The sequence below is a fragment of the Pseudoclavibacter sp. AY1H1 genome (genome assembly GCF_002931055.1).
Lineage (GTDB): Bacteria > Actinomycetota > Actinomycetes > Actinomycetales > Microbacteriaceae > Pseudoclavibacter.
In genome coordinates this window covers 159,915-185,890 of record NZ_PSXX01000005.1, presented here as the reverse complement: position 1 = coordinate 185,890, position 25,976 = coordinate 159,915, and the positions used below count along the sequence as shown (strand labels likewise).

Sequence of the window (25,976 nt, the reverse complement as noted above, 5' to 3'; positions counted from 1 at the left end):
TGTGCGCAGCGCCTGTTCGCCTGCTCGTCAGGCCGACGATAGGGGCCGTCGGTGAACGCCGCACGGCGGGTACGCTCAGGCGATGACTTCAGCTCCGTTCACGATTCGCGCGACGACGCCAGACGACTGGCACGAGGTGCGGGAGATCCGGCTCGAGATGCTCCAAGACACCCCGCTTGCGTACACGGAGACCCTCGAGGAAGCGCTTGGCCACGATGAGGCGGAGTGGCGGCGGCGGGGCGCGCGGGGCGATGCCGCGAACGGCATCTCGCTCGTCGCGGTGCTCGAGGACGGCCGCTGGGTCGGCACCATGGGGTGCGTCTCCTTCCGGAATGAGCCGTGGCCGATGCTCGTCAGCGTGTACGTGGCGAGCGCCTTCCGCGGGGCGGCGGCCGGGGTGACGGATGCGCTGCTCGCCGAGGTCGAGGAGTGGGCCAGCTCGCGGGCGTCCGGGCTCATGCTGCACGTGCACGAGGACAACGCGCGGGCCAGAGCCGCGTACGAGCGGCGCGGCTTCGTCGCGACCGGCTCCACCATTCCCTACCCGCTCGATCGGCGGCAGCGGGAGCTGGAGATGGTCAAGCGGCTCTGAGCTGTCGCACCGCGAGCAGCGTCACGAGGTGGGCGGATGCGCGCCGTGCGGGTACGATCGACCGGGCTCAGCCCTGAAACGAGGAGGACCATGGCCAAGCTGTACTTCCGCTACGGGGCGATGAACTCGGGCAAGTCGACGGCGCTGCTGCAGGCGGCGTTCAACTACGAGGAGCGCGGGCACCGGGTGGTGCTCGCGAAGCCGGCGATCGACACGAAGGTCGAGGGGGAGATCTCGTCGCGCCTCGGCATGACGAGGGGCGTTGAGATCCTCGTGGGTGTCGAGGACAGCCCCCGCGAGCAGCTGGCGGCGCTGGTCGCTGACGGTCAGCCGATCTCGTGCCTGCTCGTCGACGAGGCCCAGTTCCTGACGACCTGGCAGGTCGATGAGCTGCTGCGCATCGCGGTGCTCGACGGCATCCCGGTGCTCGCGTACGGCATCCGCACCGACTTCCAGACCATCGCGTTCCCCGGGAGCCAGCGGCTGCTCGAGATCGCGCACTCGCTCGAGGAACTCAAGACGATCTGCCGCTGCGGGCGAAAGGCCATCTTCAACGGCCGCCGCGTCGCCGGCGAGTTCGTGTTCGACGGCGGCCAGGTCGCGATCGACCAGGGCGAGGTCAGCTACGAGTCGATGTGCGGCAACTGCTACCTCGAGGCGTCGCACGGCCGACTCGGGGCGGGGCGCCTGTAAGTCGTCTCCGACCGGCGCACCCCGCCCCGAAAGCCCGTCTCAGGCGGCGGTGGTCAGCTGAGCTCGGCGCGGAGGATGGCGGCTCCAGCCGACAGTGCGCTCAACTTGCCGTAGGCGACGTCTCGCGGCAGGGGAGCCATGCCGCAGTTCGTGCTGGCGATGAGCTTGTCCGCATCCACGAACTGGAGCGCCTTGCGGAGGGTGTCTGCGACCTCATCCGGGGTCTCGATCACTTCGCTCGCTACGTCGATGGCGCCGAGCATGACCTTCTTGCCGCGGATCAGCTCGATGAGATCCATGGGCACGTGCGAGTGCTGGCTCTCGAGGGAGACGATGTCGATGGACGACTGCTGGATGAGCGGGAACGTCTTCTCGTACTGACGCCACTCCGCCCCGAGGGTGGCCTTCCAGTCGTTGTTCGCCTTGATGCCGTAGCCGTAGCAGATGTGCACGACGGTCTCAGCGCCAAGGCCCTCCGCGGCACGCTCGAGAGCTGCGACGCCCCAGTCCTGCACGTCGTCGAAGAAGACGTTGAAGGCGGGCTCGTCGAACTGGATGATGTCGACTCCGGCGGCCTCGAGCTCCTTGGCCTCCTGGTTGAGGATCGTCGCGAACTCCCACGCCAGCTTCTCGCGGCTCTTGTAGTGGCGGTCGGAGAGGGTGTCGATCATCGTCATGGGGCCGGGGAGCGCCCACTTGATCTTCTGGTCGGTCTGCTGGCGCAGGAACTTCGCGTCCTCGACGAAGACGGGCTGCTTGCGGCTCACGGCTCCGACGACGGTGGGCACGCTCGCGTCGTAGCGGTCGCGGATGCGGACCGTCTCGCGATTCTCGAAGTCGACGCCCTCGAGGTGCTCGATGAAGGTCGTGACGAAGTGCTGGCGGGTCTGCTCACCATCGCTGATGATGTCGACGCCGCGATTGCGCTGTTCCTGGACGGCGATGCGCAGCGCATCCTGCTTGCCGTCGACGAGCGCCGCGCCCTCGAGCTCCCAGGGCGACCAGAGGACTTCTGGCTTCGCGAGCCAGGACGGCTTGGGCAGGCTGCCGACGCTTGCGACGGGGAGGAGTGTGTTCATGTTCGTCGATCCTTCTGGGGTCATCGAGCGGAGACGGCGTAGCCGGCGGCCCAGGCGTCGAGCACGTCGCCGTGCGGCTTCACGAAGTGCTCCTGGGTGTAGCGGCCCTGGGTGATGGCGAGCTGGCTGCGCTCTTCGCGGTCGTAGGCGATCTCGGTGCGGGAGAAGTCCTGCTGGTCGAGTGTTGGGCTGTAGATGTTCGCGGCGGCGGAGTTGGCGTTGTAGATCTCGGGTCGGTAGATCTTCTGGAACGCCTCCATCGTGCTGATCGTGCCGATGAGCTCGAGGGTGGAGTAGTCGCTGAGCAGGTCTCCGCGGAAGTAGAACGCGAGCGGGGCGACGCTGCCTGGGGGCATGAAGTAGCGGACCTGCAGCCCCATCTTGCCGAAGTACTGGTCGGTCAGGGAGTACTCGTCCTGCCGGTACTCGACTCCGAGGACGGGGTGGTGGTTGTCGGTGCGCGTGTACGTCTTGCTCGTCGAGACGCTGATGCAGATGACGGGCGACTTCGGGAACCGCGCCCGGTAGGCGGCCGAGTCGAGGAAGTGCTGGAACAGCTTGCCGTGGAGCTCGCCGAAGCCGTCGGGCAGGGAGAAGCCGCCCCCGCCCGCGTTTGCCGACGGCAGCAGCACGCTGAAGTCGTAGTCGCGGAGGTAGGAGGAGAAGTTGTTGCCGACGATGCCCTGGTGGTGCTCGCCCGTCGACCGGTCGACGATCCCGATGTCGAGGACCTCGAGCAGCGGGAACTCGCGGTCGTCGCCTTCGTCGTCGAACTGCAGCGATGCGGAGATGATGTCGAGCTCGAGCGTGTAGCGGTCGCCGGTCGGGTTGTCCCAGCGGGCGAGGTCGTTGAAGCGCCGGTCGATCATCGTCAGGGCGTTGCGGAGGTTCTGCTGACGGTGCTCGCCGCGGGCCAGGTTGGCGAAGTTCGTGGTGATGCGGGAGCTCTCCGACGGCGCGTAGTGCTCGTCGAAGCGGGTGGTGGTGATGTTGAACGTGATGTCGTTCGCCATGTGAGGCCTATCCGGGAGTCGAGAGGCCGGTCGGCCTGTGGGCGTGGATGCGTCCATTGTGCAGGCGATTCGCGGCCATCGAGTAATTCGACGCAACTATGCGTCACTATAGGCTTCGGCTATGACTCGGCGATCGAACGGCGTGACTCTGCAGCAGCTGCACTACTTCATCGAGGTCGCCGCCGAACGGTCGATCAGTGCCGCCGCCGACATGCTGTTCGTCGCGCAGCCGACGATGTCTGCGGCGATGAAGGATCTCGAGACCCGGGTGGGCCGCGCGCTCCTCGTCCGCTCTGCCCGCGGCGTCTCGCTCACGACCGACGGGACGGAGTTCCTGCGCTACGCGAAGCAGGTCGTCGAGCAGGTGGAGCTGCTCGAGCAGCGCTACCTCGGTCGCCCGCCTTCGCGTCGCCTGCTCGGGGTGTCCGCGCAGCACTACTCGTTCGCGGTCGACGCGTTCGTCCGCATGGTCAAGGGCACCGGGGCGGCCGAGTACGAGTTCTCGCTGCGCGAGACCCGCACGTGGGACATCATCGAGGACGTGCGCACGCTCCGCAGCGAGCTGGGCCTCCTCTACCGGAACGAGTTCAACCGGAACGTCATCGACAAGCTGCTGCGGGAGTCGGGCCTCGCGTTCCACACGCTGTTCCTCGCGGAGCCGCACATCTTCGTCTCCCGGAGGAACCCGCTCGCGTCGAAGGCGCGCGCGACGCTCGACGACCTCGCCGGCCTGCCTCGGCTCACCTTCGACCAGGGCGCGAACAACTCCTTCTACTTCGCCGAGGAGATCCTCTCCACGCTGTCGAGCAAGCAGGAGATCCGCGTCTCCGATCGCGCGACGATCTTCAACCTCATGATCGGCCTCGACGGCTACACGATCTCGACGGGCATCATCAGCGACGACCTCGACCCGGGCATCGTCGCCGTCCCGCTCGACGTGGACGAGCGCATCGAGATCGGCTGGATCGGTCACTCCGCGATCCCCCTCACCGCTCAGGCGCAGCGCTACCTCGACGAGGTGCGGGCGGTTGTCGCGGAGGCTGGGGTGGAGCTGCTCGGGTAGGGGAAGTTCGGATCCACTCGGGGATTTTCGCGCTACTTTGTAAGTAGCTGATCATTCTGTACGTTTCAGTCGATGAGGCGTACCCTGTCGACATGAGTCAGATAGCTATCACCGATGCCCGTGCCCGCCTGGCCTCGATCATCGACGATGCGCGCCTCGAACCGGTGTATCTGACTCGGCGGAACCGGCCTGTCGCCGCGGTGATCGATGCCGCACAGCTTCAGCAGCTCCTCGAGGACGCCGAGGAGCTGGCCGATATTCGCGCAGTGGACGCTGCGTGGGAGGAGACCGAGGCGTTGGGTGAGGAGCCGGTCCCGTGGGAAGTCGTCAAGCGTGACCTCGGTCTCGCTCCGTGAGCTACCGGATCCTGGTCCTCCCGGCGGCGGCCAGAGTCATCAAGAAGCTCCCACCGGAAGCGAAGCGTCGCATCCAGGCAGCGGTTGAGCTGCTCGCAGAGGATCCACGACCACCTGCCGCCAAGAGACTCTCCGGACGCCCGGAGTGGCGAGTGCGAACGGGTGGCTACCGAGTGCTGTATCGCATCCAGGATGACGTCTTGACCGTGGTGATCGTTCACGCTGGTCATCGGCGTGAGGTCTATAAGGCCTAGGTGAGGTGAGCGTTTACCTGTGCGGTCTGCGCCGATGGTGGCCTAGTCCGCTCGCGCATGGCTGAGCGCTCGTCTCTGCGCCACCACGTCCGGCGTCGGCGCAGCCTCACGCCTCGAACGTCACCCGCCCGCCGACGACCGTCAGCAGCGTCCGCGCAGTGAGCAGGCTCGCGGCGGGTTCGGTGAGCACGTCGGTGTCGACGACCGTGAAGTCGGCGGCCGAGCCTTCTCGGATCTCTCCGCGCCAGCTCGCGTCGCCGACGGAGGCGGCTGCGTCCCGCGTCGCGTGGAGCAGCGCGCGCTCGATCGGCACGGTGCGGTCGAGGCGAGCCGCCGAGTAGCTCGGGTCGAGGGCAGACTCGCGGGTCGCCGCGATGTAGAGGTTGGCGAGCGGACCGTACGGGGCGGTGGGCGCATCCGTCGAGAACGCCAGCGTCGCCTGGGTGTCCTCGTATTCGTGCCAGGCGAAGCCCCGCTCGACTCGATCGTCGTCGAGCTGCGCGATCCAGTTGCCGAGCACCGCCGGGTCAGCGTGCACGGGCTGCATGGATGCCGTCACCCCGAGGGCCGCCATGCGCTCGGCGGTGCCGGGCGCCGCGTACTCGAGGTGCTCGATCCGGTGTCGGCGCGGAAGCTCGCCGTTGGCCTCGAACGCGTGCTCGAGTGCATCCAGCGCCATGCTGCTCGCCGCGTCTCCGATGGCGTGCATCGCGATCTGCAGGCCGGTCGCATCCGCCGCCGCGACCACGGGGAACAGTCGGCCCGCCGGCCAGATGGCATCGGCGTTCGACCCGTCGGCGTACGGCGTGCTCATCGCCGCCGTGCAGGCGTCGATCGTTCCGTCGAGGATGAGCTTGATGCCGACCACGCGCAACCAGGGCGAGGCATGTTGGGCCGAGAGCTCCTCGGCACGCTCGACCTGCGAGAAGTTCTGGGCGTCGTCGTCGGTATTGGAGACGAGCCAGTGCGCCGCAACCCGCAGGGGGAGGGTGCCGCCCCGTCGGTCCGCCGCGCGCCGGAGTGCGTCGAGCGCGACCTCGTTGAGCGCCATATCGACGACCCCCGTCACGCCGACTGCGCTGTACGCGGCGAGCACGCGCTCGACGGCGACGTCTCGGTCGGCGTCGGTCATCGCGGCGTCACGCTGCGCCCAGGCGTACTCGACCGCGGCTGTCTCGAACAGCATGCCGTTCGGCTCCCCGTCCGCATCCCGCCCGATGCGGCCGCCGCTCGGGTCAGGGGTGTCGCGGGTGATGCCGAGCTCGCGCAGGGCCGCGCTGTTGACCCAGCAGGAGTGGTAGTCGTTCGCGTCGAGGTACACGGGCACATCGGCGACGACCTCATCGATCATCGCGGCCGTCGGGGCGCCGCCCGGGATCGAGTCGAACAGCCAGCCGCGACCCCGCAGGACGCGGGCATCAGGGTCCGCGGCGCGGGCCTCGGCCAGCAGGCGCTGGATCTCACCGAGGTTGCGGGCATCCGTGAGCCCCACCTGCCCGAGGGCCTCGCCCATCATCACGAGGTGCGTGTGCGCGTCGGTGATCCCGGGGAGTACAAGCTGCCCGCCCAGGTCGACCGTCTCATCCGGATGCGCGGCGAAAGCTCTGGCCCCTGCCTCGTCGCCGACGAACGCGAACACCTCGTCGCGCACCACGAACGCCGTCGGGGCGGGTGCATCCGCTGCGGTCCCGGATGCGGGGCCCTGGAAGACGTGGGCATTCGAGTACAGGGTGGTGGTCATGCGTTGGCCTCCGTGAGGATCGGGGTGGAACGTTCGGTGCGGGTCGAGATGGCGGCGATGATGCCGGTGGGGACGGCCAGGGCGAAGCTCGTGATGCCGAGCGCGAGCGTGAAGCCCTGCGCGCCGAGCGTCTCGCTGAGGCTGGCCCCGACGAGGGGAGTGAGGGCCGAGCCGACGAGATAGACGGAGAGGAGCGGGCCGGACCAGCGGCCGCGAGCATCCAGCGCCGCCGCCGTCGAGAGGAAGTACATGTACGCGACGGCGTAGATGGAGTTCCAGGCGATGAACGCCACGATGAGCGCCGCCTCGTCGGTGAGCGTGCCCTGCACGATCTTGAGGATGCCGCCGAGCACCAGCAGGACGATGAGGGGCACGGCCCGGCCGAGGCGGTTGCCGACGGCCATGAGCGCAAGCGAGCCGAGGAGCCCGCCCGCGGTGGCGCCGGAGAGCGCGATGCCGAGCCCCTCCGGGGTCAGGCCGCTCGTCTCGGCGCCGATGATGCCGATCATGGCCCAGAGCGAGTCCTCGCTGACCGCCCAGAGTGCGAAGACGGCCAGCAGGCCGAAGCCGCTCACCGTGAGCAGTCGCGACGACGCGGCGCTCTGCGTGCGGATTGCGCCGGTCGGCGGGATCTCGATCGGCATCGCCTCGCCCGTCGCGGCGCCAGCTGTTCCGAGTGCGGCATCCGCGTCGAGCAGGGGAACGCGGGGGAGCCACTTCGTCATGACCAGGCCGACGGCCGAGAAGAGCGCGAGCGAGCCGAAGACGTTGAGCGGCGCGAGCCCGAGCAGGGGCAGGGTCGCGAGGACGATCGAGATGACGCCTCGGTTGGTGAAGCCGTTCCAGCCGGCCACGCGGTCCGGGTTCCGGAATGACGCCATCGCCGCTCCGGCCGAGGCAACCGCGCCGCCGGCGCCGATGCCGCCGACGAGGAGGCCGGGGATCGTGAGCGACGGTACGAGGGCCGCGGCGAGGAACCCGAGCGTCGCGACGGTGAGACCGATGCGGGCCACCTGATGGCGGCGCGCGCCCGCGCAGAGGCCGGCGGCGGCGAGGCCGGCGACCGCGGTCAGGAGGAGCGTGCCCGTGACGAGCCAGCTCGCCGCGAGCACGTCGAGGCCGACCGCCGTCTGTGCCGCGGTGATCATGTACGGCGACAGGTTCACGGCCAGGTAGCCGGCGATCGCGATGGCGAACGTCGCAGAGGCCGGCGCGAGGCGCAGGGGCACTCGCGTGCTGAGTTCGGCTGCAGTGGTCATGGGGCTCCATGGGTCTGGGTTCTCGGCGTGCGTCCTGCTGCTGTGAACAGGTTCCGGCGCGCCGTGCGTTTGGCGAACACCATTCGCCAGCGAATGGTGTTCGCTAGTATGCACGGAGACGGAGCCGAGCGGAAGGCATCCGGAGCATTTTCCTCGACCAACACGACGGGGAGGCCAACACACGTGCACGAGGTGAAGGGGCCAGCCATGGAGGGACGCAGGATTGTCGGGCTCACCCCGGCCCGCATCGCCGACGCCGGGCTGCAGCTCGTCGAAGCTGGCGAGCCGTTCGGCGTCAACGCCATCGCGCGCAAGCTCGAGGTGCGGCCGTCCTCGCTCTACAAGCACATCGCGGGACTCGACGACATCGTCGAGCTCATGCGCGGTCGGCTCGTCGATCGCTACCGGGCAACACCGGAGCAGCGGGCATGGGACCAGTACGTCGAGGAGGTCGTGCGGCTCCAGCGGCGCATGTACGCCGACCATCCGGCGCTGCTGCCGTTCCTCATCGGGAAGACCATCACGAGCTCCTCGGTGATCGAGGCCTACGACGACCTCGCCGTCGCGCTGCAGGCCGGGGGCTTCCCCGATGACGACATCGTCACGCTCATCGGCATGATCGACGCGTTCGCGATCGGCTTCGGCCTCGAGCTGGCGTCACCGGAACAGGTCTGGCAGCCGGATGCGCCGACTCGGCTCTTCGGGAGGCTCCTCGCCGACTCCGGGTCGGGCCCCGAGCGCATCGAGCGCTCGTTCGAGCTCGGGCTCGCAGTCCTGCTCGCTGCGCTGCGCGAACGCCTCCCGCGCGCCCAGAGCTGAGTTGTGGTCGTTCCCGCGCTTCGCAAGCAACCACAAGTCAGCCCTGGGTGGGGAGAGTCAGCCCTGGGCGGGGCGGAATGCCCGTCGAGTCAGTAGCCTGGTGACACCTGTCCGCCCCAGTCCGGAGCCCACGATGACGTTCTCGCACGGTGCCGCTCCCGAGCGCACACGCAGCAGCCCTTGGCTGTACGTCGCGCTCGGCGTCGTTCTCGTGGCCGCGCTCGCGGTGCTCGGCTTCTTCTTCGGCGGCGCGTTGCTCACGCAGGCCACGAGCCGCGCCGCGGAGACCGACGAGACGGTCACCGTCGGCAGCGACGAGTCGGCCGTCGCGGTCGTCGCGCCGGCCGGATGGGTCATCGTGCCCCACTACTTCGGCACCGACGTCGTGACGCTCCGCAGTCCGGATGCGCGCCTCGAGATCACCCTCCAAGTGCCGTCCCAGCCCCAGTCGATGGTGGATGCGTCCGAAGCCGCAGCAGGTGAGGCGAGCGAGGCGCTTGTCAAGGACGGGCTGGTGCCAGAGGGCGCGATGGCCGCCGACGTCGGAAGCCTCTTCTGGATCGACGAGGTGCCGAAGGAAGGACTCTCCGTGCGCCACGCGAGCTACGAGTACGGGCAGGCTGCCGCAGGAGGACAAGGGGCTCCCGGCGTGATGGTCGGCTCCGCGGCCGTTGCGAGCGCTGGTGCCACCTCGCCGAACGCTGCGGTACGGTTCAGCGCCAGTGCAGACGACCTCGACCGGTACCGCCCCGCCATCGCCCAGATCCTCGAGAGCATCGGCGGGTCGGCCGCGTGACGCGCAGTCGATGGCGCTCGCGGCAGCCCAGCACACAGCCGCGCCCTGTGCGGCGCCTGCTCACGGTCGCGATGCTCACGGCCACGGCCCTCGCGCTCTCGGCGTGCGCCCCCGCTCCCGACCTGGCCTGGCAGCCGCCCGTTCGCGCGGCCGTGACGAGCTTCGACGAGGCGGTCGGTGACGTCGCCGGCGCGGAAGCCGGGGCAACGCCCCTGGACCACTACCGCATCCGCGACTCGGCACCCGCCGTCGACGCGAGGTGGACGGAGGTGCCAGGGCAGACCGATCTGAACACACGCGTCCGCTCGCTGGTCATCGACACGGTCGGCGCCTTCGCGACGAGGCTCGGCACCGTCTACGAGCCGGAGGCCGCGGCAGCGGGAGCTGGGCTCGGAAGTCGCGGCTGCGAGGCGGGATCCAGCAGCATGCCGGCCGTTGAGGTGCTCGCCCAGGGTGGCGCCACGGCGGGTGAGGCGCTCGTCATCACGTGCGAGATCGTCGTCGCCAGCGGCAGCGAGTTCGGCGAGCGCGTCCGGGTCGTCGAGGGAACCGCGGGAGCAGCCCCGGCGGTCACCCGAGACGAGAGCTTCGTCTTCTTCGCCGACACCGCGACGGCGCAGCAAGCCGGTGGCGCCGACGTCATCACGGCGGACGCGGCACTGGCCATCTGGAACGAGCTCGTGCTCGCCGCGCGGCGAGAACTCGGCGCCCTCTGGGATACGCAGGTCGCGGCGCCGAGCGACACCAACGCGGCCGTGCTCGCACAGGGGTTCGCCGACGTCACGCCCACACCGGACGGTGGACTGCGCATCGGCATCCCCGCGGGCCTCCTCACCCCTGAGATGGACGTATCCGGCGGTGCGAACGCTTCCCCTCCCGTCTCTCCTGACGGCGAGACCACGCTCGTCGTCGGCGAGCCGATCTCGCACCGCTTCCCGAGCATCCACATCGGCGCGGAACTGGCAGCCCCCATGCTCACCGACCTCGGCCGCGAGCTCGTCGCCGCCTCGGCGACCCCGCAGCCGCTCGTCGCGGGCCAGCGGCCGCTCGCCGGCGACCGCCAGGTCGACTGCACGCTGTTCCCGTGCGTCGCCCTGACCTTCGACGACGGCCCCGCGCCGATCACGGAGACGCTCCTCGGGCAGCTGCGGGAGCAGGACGCGACCGCGACCTTCTTCCTCGTCGGCCCGAACGTGCAGCGGCACCCGGAGATCGCGAGGCAGATCGACGACGACGGCCACCAGATCGGCAACCACTCGTGGACGCATCCGCGGCTCACGACCCTCGACGACAAGAAGATCGAGGAAGAGGTCAAGAAGACCAACGACGCCATCGCGGCCGCGACCGGCGAACGGCCGAGCGTCTTCAGGCCCCCGTATGGCGACCTCGACGCGCGGGTCCTCACGAAGCTCGGCATGCCGGCCATCCTGTGGGACATCGACACCCTCGACTGGGAGGGGCCGCCGCACGAGACGCTCGTCGACCGCGGCGCGAACGAGGCGGAGGCCGGGTCGATCATCCTCATGCACGACATCCACGACTCGACCGTCGACGCGGTGCCCGAGATCCTCACAGGCCTCCACGACCGGGGGTTCGTGCTCGTGACGATCGACCAGATCTTCGGCGGCGCCCCAGCCGCGGGCAACAGCTACACGTCGGCGCGGTAGCTCAGGGGTGCGAGACCAAGACGGCGAGGCCAGGACTGCTCCGCCAAGATAGCTAGGCCTCGACCTGCGCGGCCCAGGCCTTCACGAGCTCGGCGAGTGCGCCCCGCGCATCTTCGAACTCGGCCAAGCTCGCGAACGAGACGACGGCGCGACCCGGGCCCCGCCACGTGAGCAGCTTCGAGCGGTCGTCGACGACGACCTCCGGGTGCGCTGGCTTCACCTTCGCGCCCGTGTGCAGGACGAGCTGCACGGCCTTCGGGCGCCGGAGGTTGAGGGTCGCGAAGTCGTCGGCGAGCTTGTAGTTCGGCGACTTCCACTTGATGCTCTCGACGACGTCGGGATGCGCGTCCAGCAGCAGCCCCCGCAGGCCGACCGCCGCACCCCGCAGTGGATGCTCGAGCTCGGCGAAGTAGGCGTCGACATCCGGCGACGGGGCAGCGGTCATGCCGCCAGCGTAGACCTTTGGTCCGCTGGCGGCTCGACTCGCAGCACTGCTCGGGCTCGGGGCGCCGGTCAGTACTTCGCCGACTGGCCGCCATCGATGGGAACGACGGCTGCGTTGATGTAGCTCGCGTCGTCCGACAGGAGGAACGCGACGACCGCTGCGATCTCCTCGGGCTGCCCGTAGCGCTTCGTGGGGTTGATCTGGATGAACTGCTCTGCTGCCTGCTTCGGGTTCTCCGCGTCGAGCTGGCGCATCGAGTTCTCGACCATGGGCGTCCAGATCGCGCCGGGCGCGATGGCGTTGACGCGCACGCCGAACTGGCCGTACTCGACGGCCGAGTTTCGGGTGAGGCCGACGACGCCGTGCTTCGCGGCAGCGTAGCCCGACTGGTTTCCGACGCCGCGGATGCCGCCGACGGAGGCCGTGTTCACCACGAAGCCGGAGCCCTGCTCGCGCATGACCTTGAGCACCTTCTCGAGGCCGAGGAACACCCCGCGGAGGTTGATGGAGACGACCCGCTCGAACTCGTCTGCGCCGAAGTCCTCGGTGAGGTTCTGGCGGCCTTCGATGCCGGCGTTGTTGAAGAAGCCGTCGATGCGGCCGAAGCGCTCGAGAGTGGCGGCGACGTAGGCGTCCGTGTCGGCCTCGCTGGAGACGTCCGCGGTCGTCGTGAAGACCTCGGCGTCAGGCGCGGTCTCGAGGATGGCCGCCTTGCTCGCTTCGAGGCCCTGCTCCGAGATGTCGACGAGTGCGAGCTTCCCGCCCTCGCTCGCGACGCGGACCGCGGTGGCGCGGCCGAGGCCGGATCCTCCGCCGGTGATCAGAACGACTTTGTCGGTGAACCGAGACATGCTTCTCCTTCGTTGCGGTGCATCGCCCGGCAGTCGCAGGACGACACTCTAGTTATGTCGTGGCCTAGTGAATTTATTCCCGAGAGGCCTCCGCGACGGGCCCGACTCGCCCCCAGCGAGCATCCACATCCGCTTCCTAGGATTGCGATATGACTCAGGCGACGCAGGACGCACGACCAGACGGCGAAGAAGCGGCAGAGCAGGGCGTGTACTCGAAGGCCGGGCAGCCCTTCGACCGCGACACCAACTACATCGGCGACCGCATCACGAAGGATGCGCGCTCGGTCGGAGAGGGCATCCAGACCTGGCCCGTCGAAGCCGGACGCTACCGGCTCGTCGTCGCTCGCGCCTGCCCATGGGCGCACCGCTCGACCATCGTCCGCCGGCTCCTCGGCCTCGAAGACGCCATCTCGATGGGCATCTGCGGCCCCGTGCACGACAAGCGCTCGTGGACCTTCGACAAGGACCCGGGCGAGCTCGACCCGGTGCTCGGCATCCCGCGCATCCAGGACGCCTACCTGAAGCGCTTCCCGGACTACCCCCGCGGCATCACCGTGCCCGCCATCGTCGACGTGCCGAGCGGCGGCGTCGTGACGAACGACTACCCGTGGATCACCCTCGACTTCTCGACCGAGTGGACCGAGTTCCACCGCGACGGCGCCCCCGAGCTCTACCCGGAGGTGCTGCGCGACGAGATGGACGCCGTGATGAAGCACATCTACACCGAGATCAACAACGGCGTCTACCGGTGCGGCTTCGCGGGATCGCAGGAAGCCTACGACGAGGCCTACGACCGACTCTTCGCGGCACTCGACATCGTCTCGGAGCGCCTCGAGACACGTCGCTACCTCATGGGCGACACGATCACCGAGGCCGACGTGCGTCTCTACACGACACTCGCCCGCTTCGACGCCGTGTACCACGGCCACTTCAAGTGCAACCGGCAGAAGCTGAGCGAGATGCCGGTGCTCTGGGCCTACGCGCGCGACCTCTTCCAGACACCAGGCTTCGGCGACACGACCGACTTCGTCGACATCAAGCGCCACTACTACGAGGTGCACCGAGACATCAACCCGAGCGGCATCGTCCCCGCAGGCCCGGAGCTCCACAACTGGAAGCTGCCGCACTTCCGCGAGCAGCTCGGCGGGTCGCCGTTCGGCGACGGCACCCCTCCCGGCCCGAACCCAGAGCCCATCGAGGCTGCTCACGACCTCGTGCACCTCGGACGCTCGCGCGCATGAGCGGCGACGTGATCGCCGTGCTCGACGACTTCGCGAGCCGCCCCGTCGAGGCTGCCGAGCGCCTCGCGGGCGAGCTGACCGCAGATGCCCTCAACGCGCATCCGGGCGGCCACGACAACTCGATCGCCTGGCTGCTCTGGCACACGGCGCGCGAGATCGACGTGCAGCTCACGGCCCTCTCCGGTGTTCCCGAGGTCTGGTCAGCTGAGGGTTTCGACGCCCGCTTCGGCCTCGGCGAGCTCGGCGACTCGGTCGGCTACGGGCACTCGACGGCCCAGGCGCGCGCCGTCATCGTCGACGATGCCACGCTGCTGCTCGACTACCTGCGCGCGGCGACGGATGCACTGCGCACGTACATCCGCTCGCTCAGCCCGGATGCGCTCGGCGAGATCGTCGACGAGCAGTGGGACCCGCCCGTCACGCGCGCCGCCCGCATCGTCAGCATCATCGACGACGCGGCCCAGCACGTCGGCCAGGCCGCGTACGCCGCAGGCATCCTGCGAGGGTGATGCTCGACGGCTCGGGCTCGAGCCCTACTTCGAGCTCGAGCCGCGTCCGACCGCGGCGGCCCTGCCCGGCTCCCCGCCGGGGCTTCGCTGCGACTTCCGCCCCGTGAAGATCACGATGGCCCCGCCGATCGCCGCGACGATGGCGATCGCGCCCCAGATGCCGACAGCGGCCCACGCAGCACCGCCGATCACCAGCAACGGCACGAAGGTGATCGCCGCGACCTCGACGGGCACGACCGGCAGGTAGGCGATCGAGAAGTCCTCCAACGTGCGCGACTTCATGCGCGGGTCCACGATGCGAAGCAGGGCGATGCCGGTCGCGACGGCACCCGTCGCCCAGCCCCACGTGAACAGCTGGCGCTCGAACCACCCGTCCTGCATGAGTCGAGGCGCCGCGAAGAAGCCCAGGAACAGGCAGAACGCGAGACCGACGAGGAACAGGATGAGCAGGGCGAGCCAGTTGTCGGCCACGATGCTCGGCACGATGGAGACCATGCCGCACACGACGAGGACGTCGGTGGCTGCGCCGGAGATGGAGCGCAGCGAGTCGGGGTCGATGTACTTGCGCGTCTTCGAGACGGCCATGAGCCCCCGCAGGACGAGGCCGACGATGAACGCGATCGAGAAGAGGGGGAACGTCACGGCGGGCAGCAGCTCGCCCAGCATCAGGTTGATGCCGTAGGCGCCGGCGGACACCCCGGCGACGATCGCCGCCTGGAACGCGAGCGACTCGATCGTCCCTCCGGAGAAGGTGTGCGTGCCGATCGAGGGCCGCGTCTTAATCTGATCGAGCACACCCGTGCGCAGGTCCTCCGGCATGCTCTTCATGCCAGCGAACTCCTTCGCGTGGCCACGCATCGCACCGATCTTCGCCTGGATGATGCCGCCGACCACGCCGACGAGCATGCCGACGGTCGCCGCCGTGAACGCGATCGACTGCACCTCCGGCTGGCCCGCATCCGCGAACACCGCCCCGATCGCCGCCGCCGAGCCGAAGCCGCCCGCCCAGCCCGCGAAGAGCATGAGGCCGATGCTGTCTGGAGCCCCGAGCAGAGGGCCGAGGAGCACGAGCACCAGCACGAGGCCGATGACGACCTGCAGCGAGTACATGAGCACGCCATAGGCGGCGAACCCCGCGACGTTGCGGCCGATCTTGAAGATGTTGAAGTCGTCGGTGAGCGCGAGGCACGCGAACACGAGGACGATGAGCAGCGAGCCGTATGTGCCCAGCTGGTCGGAGAAGGGAAGGAGCCCGAGCCCGTTCGGACCGAGCAGCAAGCCGAGCGCACCGGCGATGACCGACGCGGGGATCATCATCGTCTGCAGCGGTTTGATCTTCGCCCTCGCGAGGGTGCCGATGATGAGGAGCATGCCGATGAGGCCGGCATCGACGAGGAGAGCTTGAGGCGTGTACTCCACGAGAACTCTTTTCTGTGCGTTGGGGATCGTGAATCCGGTCGTCGCTGACCGGGAGGAATGGGCGGGGTCAGCGGATGAGCGAGTTCTGAGCGGCCCAGCCGTGGAGCGCCGAGCTGATCGGCCCGAGCAGGCCGAGCGGGTCGCCCGCCGCGACGCGCACCGCCAGCGGATAGCTGTGCTCCGCGTCCTGCAGCTCACGGAACGCCACCCCCGGCCACGGGTGCAGCGCGAGCGACTGCGGCACGAGCGCGATGCCCAGCCTGGCGCTGACGAGACCGAGGATGGCCTGCTCGTTCGTGACGCGCGCGGCGATTCGGAGCGGGTGGCCGGAACGGAGGAACGCGCTCGCCGTCAGGTCGAAGGCGAGCGGCGCTCGCCCGCGATCGAAGAGCACGAGCGGGAAGTCGCGGAGCTGCTCGGCCGAGACGATCTGCTGCGCGGTCAGCTCATGGTCGGCCGCCACGGCGACGCAGAGGCGCTCGCGGAAGGCGACCGCGTGCCGGTCGCTGTCCGGCGAGAGGTCCCGGAGCAGCGCCACGTCGAGGTCGCCGTCGTCGACGGCCCTGCTCAGGTCCGTCGTGCCACCGTCGGAGACCGTGACGGCGTAGGGCGACAGCGGCTCGGCGCGGAGCAGAGTCGGCAGCGCGCTGGAGAACAGTGAGCTGATCGATCCGAGGCGCAGCACCCGTTTCGCGCGTTCCTCGGTGGCCGTCGACGCGAGGTGCTGGAGGCCCTCTGCTCGACGGCGGATCTCCACCGCCTCCGGGTACAGCGCCTCGGCGGCCGGCGTCGGGACGACGTCACGTCCGCCGCGTTCGAAGAGGGTGACGCCCAGCTGCGCCTCGAGGGCCGCGACCGCCTGGCTCACGGGCGACTGCGCGAGTCCGAGTCGCTTCGCAGCTCGGGTGAAGCTGCGCTCCGTGTAGACGGCCACGAAGCAGCGCAGCTGCTTCAGGCTGATCTCGCTCACGCGCTGAACCGCTGCGGCGCGAAGGGGGAGATGTCGAACTCCGGTGTGCGGCCCAAGGCGGTGTCGGCGAGGATGTCGCCGAAGACCGGGGTGAACTTGAAGCCGTGGCCCGAGTATCCGGTGCCCACCGTGATGCGCTCGCTGATCCTCCCGATGATCGGGGTCTTGTCGAACGTGAAGAGGTCTGCGTGCACGGAGTGCTTGGCGATCGCGTCTGGCAGGCCCGGGATACGCGCATGGATGTCGTGCGAGATCTTGGCGCGCTCGGCGACGCTCAGGCGGCGTTCGAGCTGCTCGGGAGCGTCGATGTCTCCCCACTTCGCGTCGTAGCCGGCCTTCACGAGCGAGCCGTCGAGGGTCGGGACGCCGAAGATATGCACGTTGCCGTGGTCTCGGATGAACGCGGGAAACACCTCGGGTGCGAAGTCGTGGGGGTTCTCTGGCGCGAACCAGGTGAGCGCGATGGGCTTGATCGTCAGGTGCGGTGCGAGTTCCGGGAGGAGCTGTGGGGTCCAGATCCCTGCCGACACGATGACCTGCTTGGCGCTCAGCGTGCCGTCCGCTGTGGTGACGTGCACTGCGCCTGCGGTCTCCTCGATCGAGAGCACCGCCGTGCTTCCGCGCAGCTCGGCGCCCGCGGCGCTCGCGCGTCGTTGGATCTCGGTCACGGCCGATTCGGGTCTGAGCGCACCGCCGAGCTCATCGAGGACGGCGATCTCGTCGGTCAGCTGCTCATGCTGCGGGTAGCGGCTCCGGAGCTCCGCCGTCGACAGGGCCGCGTGCGGGATATCGGCGTGGGCGAGGGAGCGGCGCACCTGCTCGAGGCGAGGGTCGTCGGGGGAGCCGATCGAGAGCACGCCCGTCGACTGGAAGATGGGTGCCCGGCTCTCCTCGGCCAGCTCGAGCCAGGCATGACGGGCCGCGAGCAGCAGGGGCACGTAGTGGGACCCCTCGTGGTAGGCCGCGCGGAAGAGGCGGCTCTCGCCCGAGTAGGCCCCGTCGTCATGGACGAGGGTCTGCGCCTCGAGGCCCAGCACGCTCGCGCCATTGCAGGCCAGATTCCAAGCCGCGTACGAGCCGGCGGCTCCGAGTCCGATGACGACGACGTCTGCATCCATCACATGATCATGCGTGGTCCGAAACCCAAACGCAAGACTTAAATCAGATTGACGCAGTCATTCGGCAAACGAAAAACAGCTGATGTCGGTGTCTCAGAGGTCGGACAGCGCCTTCGCGATCGCGAGGTGCAGGGTCACGAGCGTGGGCCACCCCTCTTCCGAGACCTGGTGCGCGTTCAGAATGGCGTGCGCGATGCACCATTCCCTGGCGTCATCGAGATCGATGCCCGCCTCGCCACTGATCAGCTCAACCCGGCTGCGTACCTCCGCGTGCATGAGCGCACCGCCCCGGTAGTCCTCGACGCGAGTTCGCAGCGCCGGGTACACCTCGAATCCGGCGGGACCCGCGACGGGCTTCGGGTCGATGGCAAGCCACGGCTCCCGCTCGGCGGCGAGCACGTTCCCGTAGTGCAGATCGAGGTGCAGCAGCCTCGGCTCGTAGGGACGCGAGTCGAACGTGTCGAGGGCGCGGTCGACCCACCGGCGAGGCACCGAAGGCGGATGCGCCCGCAGGGGCGCGATCCAGTCGCGCGCCTCGACGCGGAAATCGGGCACCGAATGCGGGGGTGCGACGTGGAGGCGCCGCAGGAGGCCGCCGATCACGAGGCACGCGTCGTCGGTCTCGACCGAATGCAGGTCGAGATCCGCGTCGAGGGGCTCGAGGAGCAGCGCGAAGTCAGACGGATGCGCCGCCACGAGCCGCACGATGCCCCCGCCGTTCCAGTGGCGAAGCCCGAGGTGCTCGACGGCTGCCTCCCGATGGGGCCAGCTGAGCTTCAGTACCTGCGGCTGCCCGTGACGAGCGACCGGCAGCACGATCGCGTTATGGCCGTTGTGAGCCGCACCGGTGATGGTCAGCTCCCACGCGTCGAGGCGCTCGTCGATGAGAGACGGCAGGCGGCGGAGCCACTCGTCGCCGTCCACCCCGAGGTCGGCGGGGCGACCCGCGACGCGGCGGACGAGGTCTTCTGGGATCAGCACGATGGCCACACTGACGGCATCCGCCGAAAGTACACCATCACGCGGGGCGCGTTCCTCTCGGAGCGAGGGCTGAAGGCGGGCACGAATGCGGGCACGAAAAAGGCCTGAGCTTGCAAGCAAGCTCAGGCCTCTTCGATCACACAACTGTCGGGGTAGCGGGATTTGAACCCACGACCTCTTCGTCCCGAACGAAGCGCGCTACCAAACTGCGCCACACCCCGATCGCTCACCGCTGAGCGGCGAACTCCCCAAGAGTACCCGAAGGTTGCTCGCGCCGCCAACCGAGGGCGCGAGCAACGGAAACTCCTACGGCCCAGAGGAGACGAACAGCCTGATGTCGCCGGTCGGCTCGATGGGAGTGCCGGTCGCGGGGTCGGTGCGGATCACCTGCCCGCTCGGCACGCTCGCGCTCTTCTCGGCGATCACGGTGACGGTCCCGCTGAAGCCGGCGCCCGCGAGCAGCGTCGTCGCCTCATCCTGGGTCTTGCCCGCCACATCCGGTGCCAGGAGTCCGTTCGACGCGTCCTCCGACAGGGCCGAGGGGTGGATGGTGATCGTCGTCCCCTTGTCGACACGCGTGTTGGCGGTCGGCAGGGTGTTCGCGACGCTTCCCGGCGACTGGTCGGAGTCGGCCGATGGACCGATGGACACGCCGAAGCCGAGCCCCTCGAGCACCTGGCGTGCCTCCTCCGTCGACCGGCCGGTCACGTCCGGCACGGTTGCGAGCACCAGCGCGTCCTCGTCCTCCACGTACTCGGGGAAGTCGCCTCCGCCGTACGTGGTCATCGCGTGCCCGATGATGTCGTTGAAGAGCACGTGACGCGTCTGGCTCCCCGCCGCGAGGGGCAGGTCGACGTCGTACATGGGCAGGAGGCCGTTGGCGTTGCCGACCCAGACGGCGAGTCCGACCCTGGTCGTCGCCCCGACCATCCACGTCTGCAGGCCGTTGTCGGTCGTGCCGGTCTTGCCGATGAGGGGAACGATGCCCGGGTTCGACCGCGAGCCGGTGCCGCCGTTGACGACGCCAGCGAGGGCTTCGTCGACGCCCGCCGCGACCTGCGGCGAGACGGCCTGGATGCAACGGGATTCGGGACCCGAGACCTCGGTGCCGTCAGGAAGCGTCACGCGGTCGATGCCCGTCGGCGAGCAGGTCGTGCCATTGTTCGCGAGCCCTGACATGACGGTTGCCATCGAGAGCGGGGCCATCTCGTTGGCGGCGCCGAGGATGGCGGCGGGTACCGAGGAATTGATCGCTCCGTCGGCGCGGTGACCGCCGAGGGCCATCGCGGTGTCGCGGATGCGGCACTGGTCGAGGCGCTCCGCCATCGTCACGTAGGCGGTGTTGATCGACGAGGCAGTCGCCGACTTGACCGAGACGGTCCCAACCCGCTGGCCGCTGTCGTTCGTCGGAGCCCACGGGCCGTCTGACTCGGCCTCGCACGTGTTGGAGAAGTTCTCGAGGTAGAAGGTGCGGTTCTGTCCTGGGACGGACGAGTAGAGCGACTTCCCCGACGAGAGCCATTCGGCGAGCGTGAAGATCTTGTACGTCGAGCCAGTCTGGAATCCGGTGGAGCCGCCGTACTCGTAATCGGCGTTGTAGTTCACCGAGGTCACACCGGGTTGGCCTTGGTTCTCGGCCACCTCGCTGAACTGGGTGTTCTGCACCATCGCGAGGATGCGACCGGTGCCGTTCTCGACCATGGAAGCGGCGGCGCCGAGCTCCGTGCCCGGGTAGCTGGACGGCACGGCGTTCTGCATCGACTGCGTCGCGACGCCCTGCATGTCGAGGTCGAGGGACGTGTAGATCTTGTAGCCCTTGCCGGCGAGGTTGAAGTTTCGCTCGGCCTCGGTCGCACCGAAGGCCTCGTCCTGCAGCACGGAGAGCTGCACGAACTTACAGAAGTACTTCGCGTTTCCTTCCGCGAACTCGCACCCGTGGTTCGGCTCCGTGACGTTCGGCTCCACCGGCAGCGCGATGGTCGCCTCGTAGGTCGCCTGGTCGATCGCGCCCTCCTCCATCATGCGCATGAGGATGTAGTCGCGGCGCTCCTTGTTGCCCTCGATGTTCTCCTCGCGGTCGAGGCGGTAGGCGTTCGGCTCCTGCACGATCGCGATGAGGCTCGCGGACTCCTGCAGGTTCAGGTCGAGCGCGGACTTGCCGAAGTAGCGCTGGGCGGCCGACTCGATGCCGTAGGTGGTGCCTCCGAAGAGGGCGATGTTGAGGTAGCCCTGGAGGATCTCGTCCTTCGAGTACTGCTGCTCGACGCCGATGGCGAGGCGCATCTCCTGGAGCTTGCGGCCCGTGTTCGGGTCGGTCGCCTCGATGTAGGCCTTCTCGCTCTCGGCGGGGTCGAGGATCGCCTCGGCCTCCTGCACGCGCACGTTGCGGACCCACTGCATGGTGATGGTCGAGGCGCCAGCTGAGGCGTCGCCGATGACCGAGGTCACGAGGGCTCGCGCCGCGGAGATGACGTCGACGCCGTCGTGCTCCCGGAAACGCGGGTCCTCAACCGAGATGGCAGCAAGCGGCACCCACGGCGAGACCTGGTCGAGGGGTACCTCGATGCGGTTCTGGTTGTAGAACTGGGCGAACTTCACGTCCTGCCCGCCCTGCTTGGCGTAGAGCTCGGTGACCTGCTGGAGCTCGTTGATCTCCAGGTAGTCGGGGAGGCTCTCGAACAGGTTGATCGAGCTGTTGTCCGCGATGTTGGCGACGGAGATCAGCGGAGTCACGAGCGCGGTGATGAGGACGGCGGCCAGGCCGCTCACCCCGACCAGTCCGAGGACGCGCGTCAGAGGACCGCGCTTCCGGTTTCCACGTTGCTTTGTTGCCATGGCGGTCACGATACCCGGGGTAGGAAGGTCAGGAGGGTCGCCTCCGGTGGGCATGCGAAGCGCACCGGGGCGTAGATGGAGGTGCCGAGTCCGGCAGAGACGTGCAGGGCGGCGCTGCGGCCACGCGAGGTCCACGTGCTGAGGCCCTTCACCTGCTCACGCGGGATGTCGCAGTTGGTGACAAGTGCCCCGTAGCCGGGCACGCAGACCTGGCCACCGTGGGTGTGGCCGGCGAAGATCGCGTCTGCGCCCAGGTCGACGAGGCCGCTGAGCACACGCTGGTACGGGGCATGAGCGAGGCCGATCGTGAGGTCCCAGTCCTGGCCCTCCGACGCGTCTCGCAGCGCCTCGCCCGCCGCGGCGAAGTCGTCGGCGTCGATGTGCGGGTCGTTGACCCCGAAGAAGCGGATGCGCCTGCCGGCGACCTCGAGGACGGCGGCAGCGTTGTTGAGGGGCGTCCACCCGAGGCGGTCGAAGTGGGCGGTGAGGCCCTCCGTGTCGAGGTGCGGTGCCTTCTTCGCAACGTGGGTGGAGCTGCTGAAGTACGTGAAGGGGTTCTTGAGGACGGGGCCCAGGTAGTCGTTGGAGCCGTACACGTGCACCGAGGGGATCCCCTCGAACGGCTCGAGCATGCTGGCGACGGTCGGGACGGCATCGACGTGGCCGAGGTTGTCACCTGTGCCGATGACGAGGTCGGGCTGGAGGGCGGCGAGCCCTCTGACGAAGTCCTGCTTCTTGCGCTGCCAGGGGGCGACGTGGAAGTCGCTGAGGTGCAGCACGCGCAGCGGGGCCGAGCCCGGGGGCAGGATGCGCGACTCGATGCGTCGCAGGCGGAACGCGCGGCGCTCGATCATCGTGCCGTAGATGGCGGTCGCCGCCCCCACCCCGAGGAGGGTGAGGGCGACGGCGCTTGCTGGTCCGAGGCCGGAAGAGGTTCCTTGGCCCGAGGTGGCGACGGAATTCGCCATGTGGAACTCGTTTCAGTTGGTGCGATGGCCTGCTAGGGGCCGGAAGAGACGTAGACCTGGATGGAACCGCTGCGCTCCAGCTCCGCGCCGGGCGCCGGGTCGGTGCGGATCACCTGTCCCTTCGGGACGGTCGAGCTCTCCTCGGTGAGGATCGCCATCGTGCCGCTGAAGCCGAGCTGGGAGAGCGTGGACTGCGCCTGCTCCTGTGTCTGCCCCGCCAGGTCCGGTGCGACGAGCGCCGCGGTGGTCGGTGTGGGGGCTGGCCCGCGCGACGGGCTGATCGTGATCGTCGTTCCCTGCGTCACGCGGGTGTTGGCGCTCGGCAGGGTGCTCGCCACGGTGCCTTCCGGCTGATCGGATGTGACGGCGTTGCCGACGGACACGGTGAAGCCGAGCCCCTCGAGCGAGGACTTCGCCTCAGCGGTCGTCTTTCCGGTCAGGTCGGGGACCGTCACCTGCTCGTTCTTGACGGCGCTGCCGGTCGGCTCGGGGAACGAGTCGCCGCCGTAGGTGCGCATCGCCTGGGCGATGACGTCGTTGAAGATGACGTGACGCGTCTGGCTTCCGACCGCACGGGGGAGGTCGACGCCGTACATGGGGACCTGGCCGCTGGCGTTGCCCACCCAGACGGCGAGGCCGACCTTCGTGGTGGCTCCGACCATCCAGGTCTGCAGGCCACTGTCCGTCGTTCCGGTCTTGCCCATGAGCGGTGCGATGCCGGGGTTCGAGGCGCTGCCCGTGCCGCCGTTGGCGACGCCCTGGAGGGCCGCGGTCACGCCAGCCGCGACCTCGGGGGTCACCGCCTGGTTGCACGTCGACTTCGGGGCCTCGATGGATGAGCCGTCGCGCAGCGTGATGCTGTCGATCGCGATGGGCGTGCAGGTGACGCCGCCGTTCGCGAATCCGGCCACGGCGGTCGCCATGGACAGAGGCGCGATCGTGTTGGTTCCGAGCACTGCGGCCGGGTTCGATTCGTTGATGGCCCCGTCGGCGCGGTGCGCGCCCATGGCCATCGCGGTGTCGCGGATGCGGCACTGGTCGAGCTGTTCGGCCATGGCCACGTACGCCGTGTTGATGGACTGCGACGTCGCCTGGCGGACCGACACGTTGCCGACCTTCGCGCCGCCGTCGTTCGTCGGCGACCAGGAGCCGCCGTCAGCGCCGAGGCAGGAGTTCTGGAAGTTCGCGAGGTTGAAGGCGCGGTCCTTGCCGTTGACCGAGGAGTTCAACGACTTCCCTGACGCCAGCCATTCGGCGAGGGTGAACATCTTGTAGGTCGACCCGACCTGGAACCCCGTGGAGCCGCCGTACTCGTAGTCGGTGTTGTAGTTCACCGACGTGTACCCCGGTTGGCCGGCCAACTCCTCCGTGTCGCCGAAGGCGGTGTTCTGCACCATCATGAGCACGCGGCCCGTGCCCTCTTCGACCATCGAAGCGGCAGATCCCATGTCCATGCCGTCGACGTAGGCGGGCACGGCCGAGGCCATCGAGGCCTGGCCCTGAGCCTGCATGTCGAGATCGAGGGTCGTGTGGATCTGGTAGCCCTTGGTCTGGAAGTTGAACTGCCGCTCCTCGTAGGTCTCACCGAAGGCGGGATCCTGCACCATGACGAGCCGCACGTAGTCGCAGAAGTACTGCGCGTTGCCCTCGGCCGCGCCGCAGCCGTGCTTCGGCTCCGTCGGGCGGGGCTCGACGGGCAGCACGACGGTCGCGTCGTAGGTCGCCTGGTCGATCGCGCCCTCCTCCATCATGCGCATGAGGATGTAGTCGCGGCGTACCTTGTTCGGCTCGATGTTCTCGGGCACGTCGAGGCGGTAGGCGTTCGGCTCCTGCACGATCGCGATGAGGCTCGCGGACTCCTGCAGGTTCAGGTCGAGCGCGGACTTGCCGAAGTAGCGCTGCGCTGCCGACTCGATGCCGTAGGTGGTGCCTCCGAAGAGGGCGATGTTGAGGTAGCCCTGGAGGATCTCGTCCTTGGAGAACTGCTTCTCCACGCCGATCGCGAGACGCATCTCCTGGAGCTTGCGGCCCGTCGTGGTCTCGGTCGCCTCGAGGTAGGCCTTGTCGCGTTCCTCTTGATTGGGGATCGCTTCGGCCGTCTGCACGCGCACGTTGCGCACGTACTGCATGGTGATCGTGGATGCGCCTGCCGCGCCATCGCCGATGACGGACTGGGCGAGCGCACGCGCCGCCGAGATGACGTCGACGCCACCGTGCTCGCGGAACCTCGGGTCCTCCACCGAGATCGCCGCGGCGGCGACGTACGGGGAGATCTGGTCGAGTGGGACCTCTTCGCGGTTCTGGTTGTAGAACTCGGCGAACTTCTGTCCGTTGGCGGCGTACAGCTCGGTCTTCTGCTGCAGTGAGCCGATCTCGAGGTACGTCGGGAGGTTCTCGAACAGCGAGATAGTGCTGTTCGCGGCGACGCCGGTGACGGCGATGAGCGGGGTGATCATGGCCGTGACGAGCACGCCCGCGACTCCGCTCATACCAAGCAGCCCTAGGAGGCCACCCAGAATGTTGCGTTTGGGCGCCCCTGGATTCGTGACAGACATAGGATCAAGGGTAAGTCACACCCGCTCGTGGCGTCTTCAGGAGTGTTCAATGAGTACCCCATGAAGAGCCTGAGCGCTCATCGCACAGGAGGACGTCCATGCAGAAGTGGGAATATTTCATCACCCCGCTCCCATTGCACACCCCCACCGTCATCCTCAACAACTGGGGTGCTCAGGGCTGGGAGCTGGTGCAGGTTTCCACGAATGCTGAGGGCGGATCCGTCGCCTACATGAAGCGCCCGATCGCGGGGGAGTGAGCATGAGCCAGGTAGAAGAACGTCTCGGCGCGATGGGAATGGCGGTACCTCCGGTTGCCGCTCCGGTCGCCGCCTACGTGCCCGCAGTCGAGCACGGCGGCCTCGTGTACACGTCGGGGCAGCTCCCGTTCATCGAGGGAGCGCTCCCCGAGAAGGGCAAGGTCGGCGCTGAGGTGCCGCGCGACGATGCCATCGAGTTCGCGGCCTTCGCCGGGCTCAACGCGCTTGCGGCCATCAAGTCCGTCATCGGCGACCTCGATCGCGTGACGCGAGTCGTGAAGGTCACCGTCTACGTCGCATCCGCCCCCGACTTCACCGAGCAGCCGCTCGTCGCGAATGGCGTCTCCGAGATGCTGGGGCTCGCCTTCGGCGACGCGGGCACGCACGTCCGCGCCGCGGTGGGCGTCGCCGTGCTGCCGCTCGACTCACCGGTCGAGGTCGACCTCATCGTCGCGTACGAGTAACGGCCCGCCGCGCGGCGCGAGCAGCTGAACC

The 25,976-nt window shown here is 68.6% G+C and carries 25 protein-coding genes and 1 tRNA gene; 12 read left to right on the top strand and 14 right to left on the bottom strand.

Annotated features, from left to right (window positions below):
* The first annotated feature begins 82 nt into the window (after positions 1-82).
* Together C5E05_RS10270 and C5E05_RS10265 are read left to right on the top strand one after the other, a co-directional pair.
* Entirely contained in the window at positions 83-592 is a 510-nt protein-coding gene (locus C5E05_RS10270) for a GNAT family N-acetyltransferase (protein ID WP_104341871.1), read from the top strand.
* A 90-nt stretch (positions 593-682) separates the two neighbouring features.
* On the top strand, positions 683-1,285 hold the full coding sequence (locus C5E05_RS10265) for a thymidine kinase (protein WP_104299734.1): 603 nt from the start codon (positions 683-685) through the stop codon (positions 1,283-1,285).
* A 53-nt stretch (positions 1,286-1,338) separates the two neighbouring features.
* Here the strand turns inward: C5E05_RS10265 and C5E05_RS10260 are convergent, their stop codons facing one another.
* Both C5E05_RS10260 and C5E05_RS10255 read right to left on the bottom strand, forming a co-directional pair.
* A complete protein-coding gene (locus tag C5E05_RS10260; RefSeq protein ID WP_104341870.1) occupies positions 1,339-2,364 on the bottom strand; it encodes a methionine synthase in 1,026 nt (341 codons plus the stop codon).
* A gap of 20 nt (positions 2,365-2,384) precedes the next feature.
* Positions 2,385-3,377, bottom strand: coding sequence for a DUF1852 domain-containing protein (locus C5E05_RS10255; protein ID WP_104341869.1), 993 nt, complete (start codon positions 3,375-3,377; stop codon positions 2,385-2,387).
* Between the two features lie 121 nt (positions 3,378-3,498).
* Here C5E05_RS10255 and C5E05_RS10250 point away from each other — a divergent pair, with 121 nt between their 5' ends.
* From C5E05_RS10250 to C5E05_RS10240, 3 genes are all read left to right on the top strand, one after another.
* Entirely contained in the window at positions 3,499-4,440 is a 942-nt protein-coding gene (locus tag C5E05_RS10250) for a LysR family transcriptional regulator (RefSeq protein ID WP_104341868.1), read from the top strand.
* Between the two features lie 92 nt (positions 4,441-4,532).
* Positions 4,533-4,796 carry a type II toxin-antitoxin system Phd/YefM family antitoxin gene (locus tag C5E05_RS10245; RefSeq protein WP_104243203.1) on the top strand — a complete coding sequence of 88 codons (264 nt, stop codon included), beginning with the start codon at positions 4,533-4,535 and terminating at the stop codon, positions 4,794-4,796.
* A complete protein-coding gene (locus tag C5E05_RS10240) occupies positions 4,793-5,050 on the top strand; it encodes a type II toxin-antitoxin system RelE/ParE family toxin (RefSeq protein WP_104341867.1) in 258 nt (85 codons plus the stop codon). The genes C5E05_RS10245 and C5E05_RS10240 overlap by 4 nt, the downstream gene beginning before the upstream one ends.
* A gap of 106 nt (positions 5,051-5,156) precedes the next feature.
* Here the strand turns inward: C5E05_RS10240 and C5E05_RS10235 are convergent, their stop codons facing one another.
* On the bottom strand, positions 5,157-6,791 hold the full coding sequence (locus C5E05_RS10235; protein WP_104341866.1) for an amidohydrolase: 1,635 nt from the start codon (positions 6,789-6,791) through the stop codon (positions 5,157-5,159).
* The gene (locus C5E05_RS10230; RefSeq protein WP_181059519.1) at positions 6,788-8,050 is read right to left on the bottom strand and encodes an MFS transporter; all 1,263 of its coding nucleotides are present in this window, start codon (positions 8,048-8,050) and stop codon (positions 6,788-6,790) included. Before C5E05_RS10230 ends, C5E05_RS10235 begins: the two co-directional genes overlap by 4 nt.
* Before the next feature lie 207 nt (positions 8,051-8,257).
* On the opposite strand from C5E05_RS10230, the gene C5E05_RS20150 reads away from it, so the two are divergent.
* The 3 genes from C5E05_RS20150 (at position 8,258) to C5E05_RS10215 (ending at position 11,332) form a co-directional block, all read left to right on the top strand.
* Positions 8,258-8,869, top strand: a complete 612-nt coding sequence (locus tag C5E05_RS20150; protein WP_181059517.1) for a TetR/AcrR family transcriptional regulator — start codon at positions 8,258-8,260, stop codon at positions 8,867-8,869.
* 133 nt (positions 8,870-9,002) lie between these two features.
* A complete protein-coding gene (locus C5E05_RS10220) occupies positions 9,003-9,665 on the top strand; it encodes a hypothetical protein (protein ID WP_104341863.1) in 663 nt (220 codons plus the stop codon).
* A gap of 47 nt (positions 9,666-9,712) precedes the next feature.
* Positions 9,713-11,332, top strand: coding sequence for a polysaccharide deacetylase family protein (locus C5E05_RS10215; protein WP_104341862.1), 1,620 nt, complete (start codon positions 9,713-9,715; stop codon positions 11,330-11,332).
* A 52-nt stretch (positions 11,333-11,384) separates the two neighbouring features.
* Here the strand turns inward: C5E05_RS10215 and C5E05_RS10210 are convergent, their stop codons facing one another.
* Positions 11,385-11,777, bottom strand: a complete 393-nt coding sequence (locus C5E05_RS10210; protein WP_104341861.1) for a DUF1801 domain-containing protein — start codon at positions 11,775-11,777, stop codon at positions 11,385-11,387.
* 68 nt (positions 11,778-11,845) lie between these two features.
* On the bottom strand, positions 11,846-12,628 hold the full coding sequence (locus C5E05_RS10205; protein WP_104305989.1) for a glucose 1-dehydrogenase: 783 nt from the start codon (positions 12,626-12,628) through the stop codon (positions 11,846-11,848).
* A 149-nt stretch (positions 12,629-12,777) separates the two neighbouring features.
* Between C5E05_RS10205 and C5E05_RS10200 the strand changes: the two genes are divergently transcribed.
* Together C5E05_RS10200 and C5E05_RS10195 are read left to right on the top strand one after the other, a co-directional pair.
* A complete protein-coding gene (locus tag C5E05_RS10200) occupies positions 12,778-13,869 on the top strand; it encodes a glutathione S-transferase family protein (protein WP_104341860.1) in 1,092 nt (363 codons plus the stop codon).
* On the top strand, positions 13,866-14,378 hold the full coding sequence (locus C5E05_RS10195) for a DinB family protein (RefSeq protein ID WP_104341859.1): 513 nt from the start codon (positions 13,866-13,868) through the stop codon (positions 14,376-14,378). The genes C5E05_RS10200 and C5E05_RS10195 overlap by 4 nt, the downstream gene beginning before the upstream one ends.
* Before the next feature lie 24 nt (positions 14,379-14,402).
* On the opposite strand, the gene C5E05_RS10190 is transcribed toward C5E05_RS10195, so the two are convergent.
* The 8 genes from C5E05_RS10190 to C5E05_RS10155 form a co-directional block, all read right to left on the bottom strand.
* On the bottom strand, positions 14,403-15,797 hold the full coding sequence (locus tag C5E05_RS10190) for a sodium/glutamate symporter (RefSeq protein WP_219819520.1): 1,395 nt from the start codon (positions 15,795-15,797) through the stop codon (positions 14,403-14,405).
* 67 nt (positions 15,798-15,864) lie between these two features.
* A complete protein-coding gene (locus C5E05_RS10185; protein ID WP_104243181.1) occupies positions 15,865-16,767 on the bottom strand; it encodes a LysR family transcriptional regulator in 903 nt (300 codons plus the stop codon).
* Positions 16,764-17,885, bottom strand: a complete 1,122-nt coding sequence (solA, locus tag C5E05_RS10180) for an N-methyl-L-tryptophan oxidase (RefSeq protein ID WP_104341858.1) — start codon at positions 17,883-17,885, stop codon at positions 16,764-16,766. The genes C5E05_RS10185 and solA overlap by 4 nt, the downstream gene beginning before the upstream one ends.
* 93 nt (positions 17,886-17,978) lie before the next feature.
* A complete protein-coding gene (locus C5E05_RS10175) occupies positions 17,979-18,866 on the bottom strand; it encodes an aminoglycoside phosphotransferase family protein (protein WP_181059515.1) in 888 nt (295 codons plus the stop codon).
* 147 nt (positions 18,867-19,013) lie between these two features.
* A tRNA-Pro gene (locus tag C5E05_RS10170) sits at positions 19,014-19,087 on the bottom strand.
* An 85-nt stretch (positions 19,088-19,172) separates the two neighbouring features.
* Complete coding sequence (locus tag C5E05_RS10165) at positions 19,173-21,701, bottom strand: transglycosylase domain-containing protein (RefSeq protein ID WP_181059513.1); 2,529 nt, start codon at positions 21,699-21,701, stop codon at positions 19,173-19,175.
* A gap of 5 nt (positions 21,702-21,706) precedes the next feature.
* Positions 21,707-22,669: a metallophosphoesterase gene (locus tag C5E05_RS10160; protein ID WP_104341856.1), complete on the bottom strand. Its 963-nt coding sequence runs from the start codon at positions 22,667-22,669 to the stop codon at positions 21,707-21,709.
* A 32-nt stretch (positions 22,670-22,701) separates the two neighbouring features.
* Positions 22,702-25,158 (bottom strand): transglycosylase domain-containing protein, encoded by a 2,457-nt coding sequence (locus C5E05_RS10155; protein ID WP_181059511.1) that lies wholly within the window; start codon positions 25,156-25,158, stop codon positions 22,702-22,704.
* 164 nt (positions 25,159-25,322) lie between these two features.
* On the opposite strand from C5E05_RS10155, the gene C5E05_RS20145 reads away from it, so the two are divergent.
* Both C5E05_RS20145 and C5E05_RS10150 read left to right on the top strand, forming a co-directional pair.
* The gene (locus tag C5E05_RS20145) at positions 25,323-25,481 is read left to right on the top strand and encodes a hypothetical protein (protein ID WP_181058021.1); all 159 of its coding nucleotides are present in this window, start codon (positions 25,323-25,325) and stop codon (positions 25,479-25,481) included.
* A 2-nt stretch (positions 25,482-25,483) separates the two neighbouring features.
* A complete protein-coding gene (locus C5E05_RS10150) occupies positions 25,484-25,945 on the top strand; it encodes a RidA family protein (RefSeq protein WP_104243168.1) in 462 nt (153 codons plus the stop codon).
* The last annotated feature ends 31 nt before the right edge of the window (positions 25,946-25,976 follow it).

Excerpts from the sequence above, each read along its gene's own strand:
- C5E05_RS10200 (WP_104341860.1), top strand. The coding sequence starts at position 12,778 with ATGACTCAGGCGACGCAGGACGCACGACCAGACGGCGAAGAAGCGGCA.
- C5E05_RS10245 (WP_104243203.1), top strand. The coding sequence starts at position 4,533 with ATGAGTCAGATAGCTATCACCGATGCCCGTGCCCGCCTGGCCTCGATC.
- C5E05_RS10150 (WP_104243168.1), top strand. The coding sequence starts at position 25,484 with ATGAGCCAGGTAGAAGAACGTCTCGGCGCGATGGGAATGGCGGTACCT.
- C5E05_RS10195 (WP_104341859.1), top strand. The coding sequence starts at position 13,866 with ATGAGCGGCGACGTGATCGCCGTGCTCGACGACTTCGCGAGCCGCCCC.
- C5E05_RS10205 (WP_104305989.1), bottom strand. The coding sequence starts at position 12,628 with ATGTCTCGGTTCACCGACAAAGTCGTTCTGATCACCGGCGGAGGATCC.
- C5E05_RS10255 (WP_104341869.1), bottom strand. The coding sequence starts at position 3,377 with ATGGCGAACGACATCACGTTCAACATCACCACCACCCGCTTCGACGAG.
- C5E05_RS10155 (WP_181059511.1), bottom strand. The coding sequence starts at position 25,158 with ATGAGCGGAGTCGCGGGCGTGCTCGTCACGGCCATGATCACCCCGCTC.
- C5E05_RS10210 (WP_104341861.1), bottom strand. The coding sequence starts at position 11,777 with ATGACCGCTGCCCCGTCGCCGGATGTCGACGCCTACTTCGCCGAGCTC.
- C5E05_RS10270 (WP_104341871.1), top strand. The coding sequence starts at position 83 with ATGACTTCAGCTCCGTTCACGATTCGCGCGACGACGCCAGACGACTGG.
- C5E05_RS10230 (WP_181059519.1), bottom strand. The coding sequence starts at position 8,050 with ATGACCACTGCAGCCGAACTCAGCACGCGAGTGCCCCTGCGCCTCGCG.
- solA (WP_104341858.1), bottom strand. The coding sequence starts at position 17,885 with ATGGATGCAGACGTCGTCGTCATCGGACTCGGAGCCGCCGGCTCGTAC.
- C5E05_RS10165 (WP_181059513.1), bottom strand. The coding sequence starts at position 21,701 with ATGGCAACAAAGCAACGTGGAAACCGGAAGCGCGGTCCTCTGACGCGC.
- C5E05_RS10250 (WP_104341868.1), top strand. The coding sequence starts at position 3,499 with ATGACTCGGCGATCGAACGGCGTGACTCTGCAGCAGCTGCACTACTTC.
- C5E05_RS10160 (WP_104341856.1), bottom strand. The coding sequence starts at position 22,669 with ATGGCGAATTCCGTCGCCACCTCGGGCCAAGGAACCTCTTCCGGCCTC.
- C5E05_RS20145 (WP_181058021.1), top strand. The coding sequence starts at position 25,323 with ATGCAGAAGTGGGAATATTTCATCACCCCGCTCCCATTGCACACCCCC.
- C5E05_RS10235 (WP_104341866.1), bottom strand. The coding sequence starts at position 6,791 with ATGACCACCACCCTGTACTCGAATGCCCACGTCTTCCAGGGCCCCGCA.
- C5E05_RS10260 (WP_104341870.1), bottom strand. The coding sequence starts at position 2,364 with ATGAACACACTCCTCCCCGTCGCAAGCGTCGGCAGCCTGCCCAAGCCG.
- C5E05_RS10220 (WP_104341863.1), top strand. The coding sequence starts at position 9,003 with ATGACGTTCTCGCACGGTGCCGCTCCCGAGCGCACACGCAGCAGCCCT.
- C5E05_RS20150 (WP_181059517.1), top strand. The coding sequence starts at position 8,258 with ATGGAGGGACGCAGGATTGTCGGGCTCACCCCGGCCCGCATCGCCGAC.
- C5E05_RS10265 (WP_104299734.1), top strand. The coding sequence starts at position 683 with ATGGCCAAGCTGTACTTCCGCTACGGGGCGATGAACTCGGGCAAGTCG.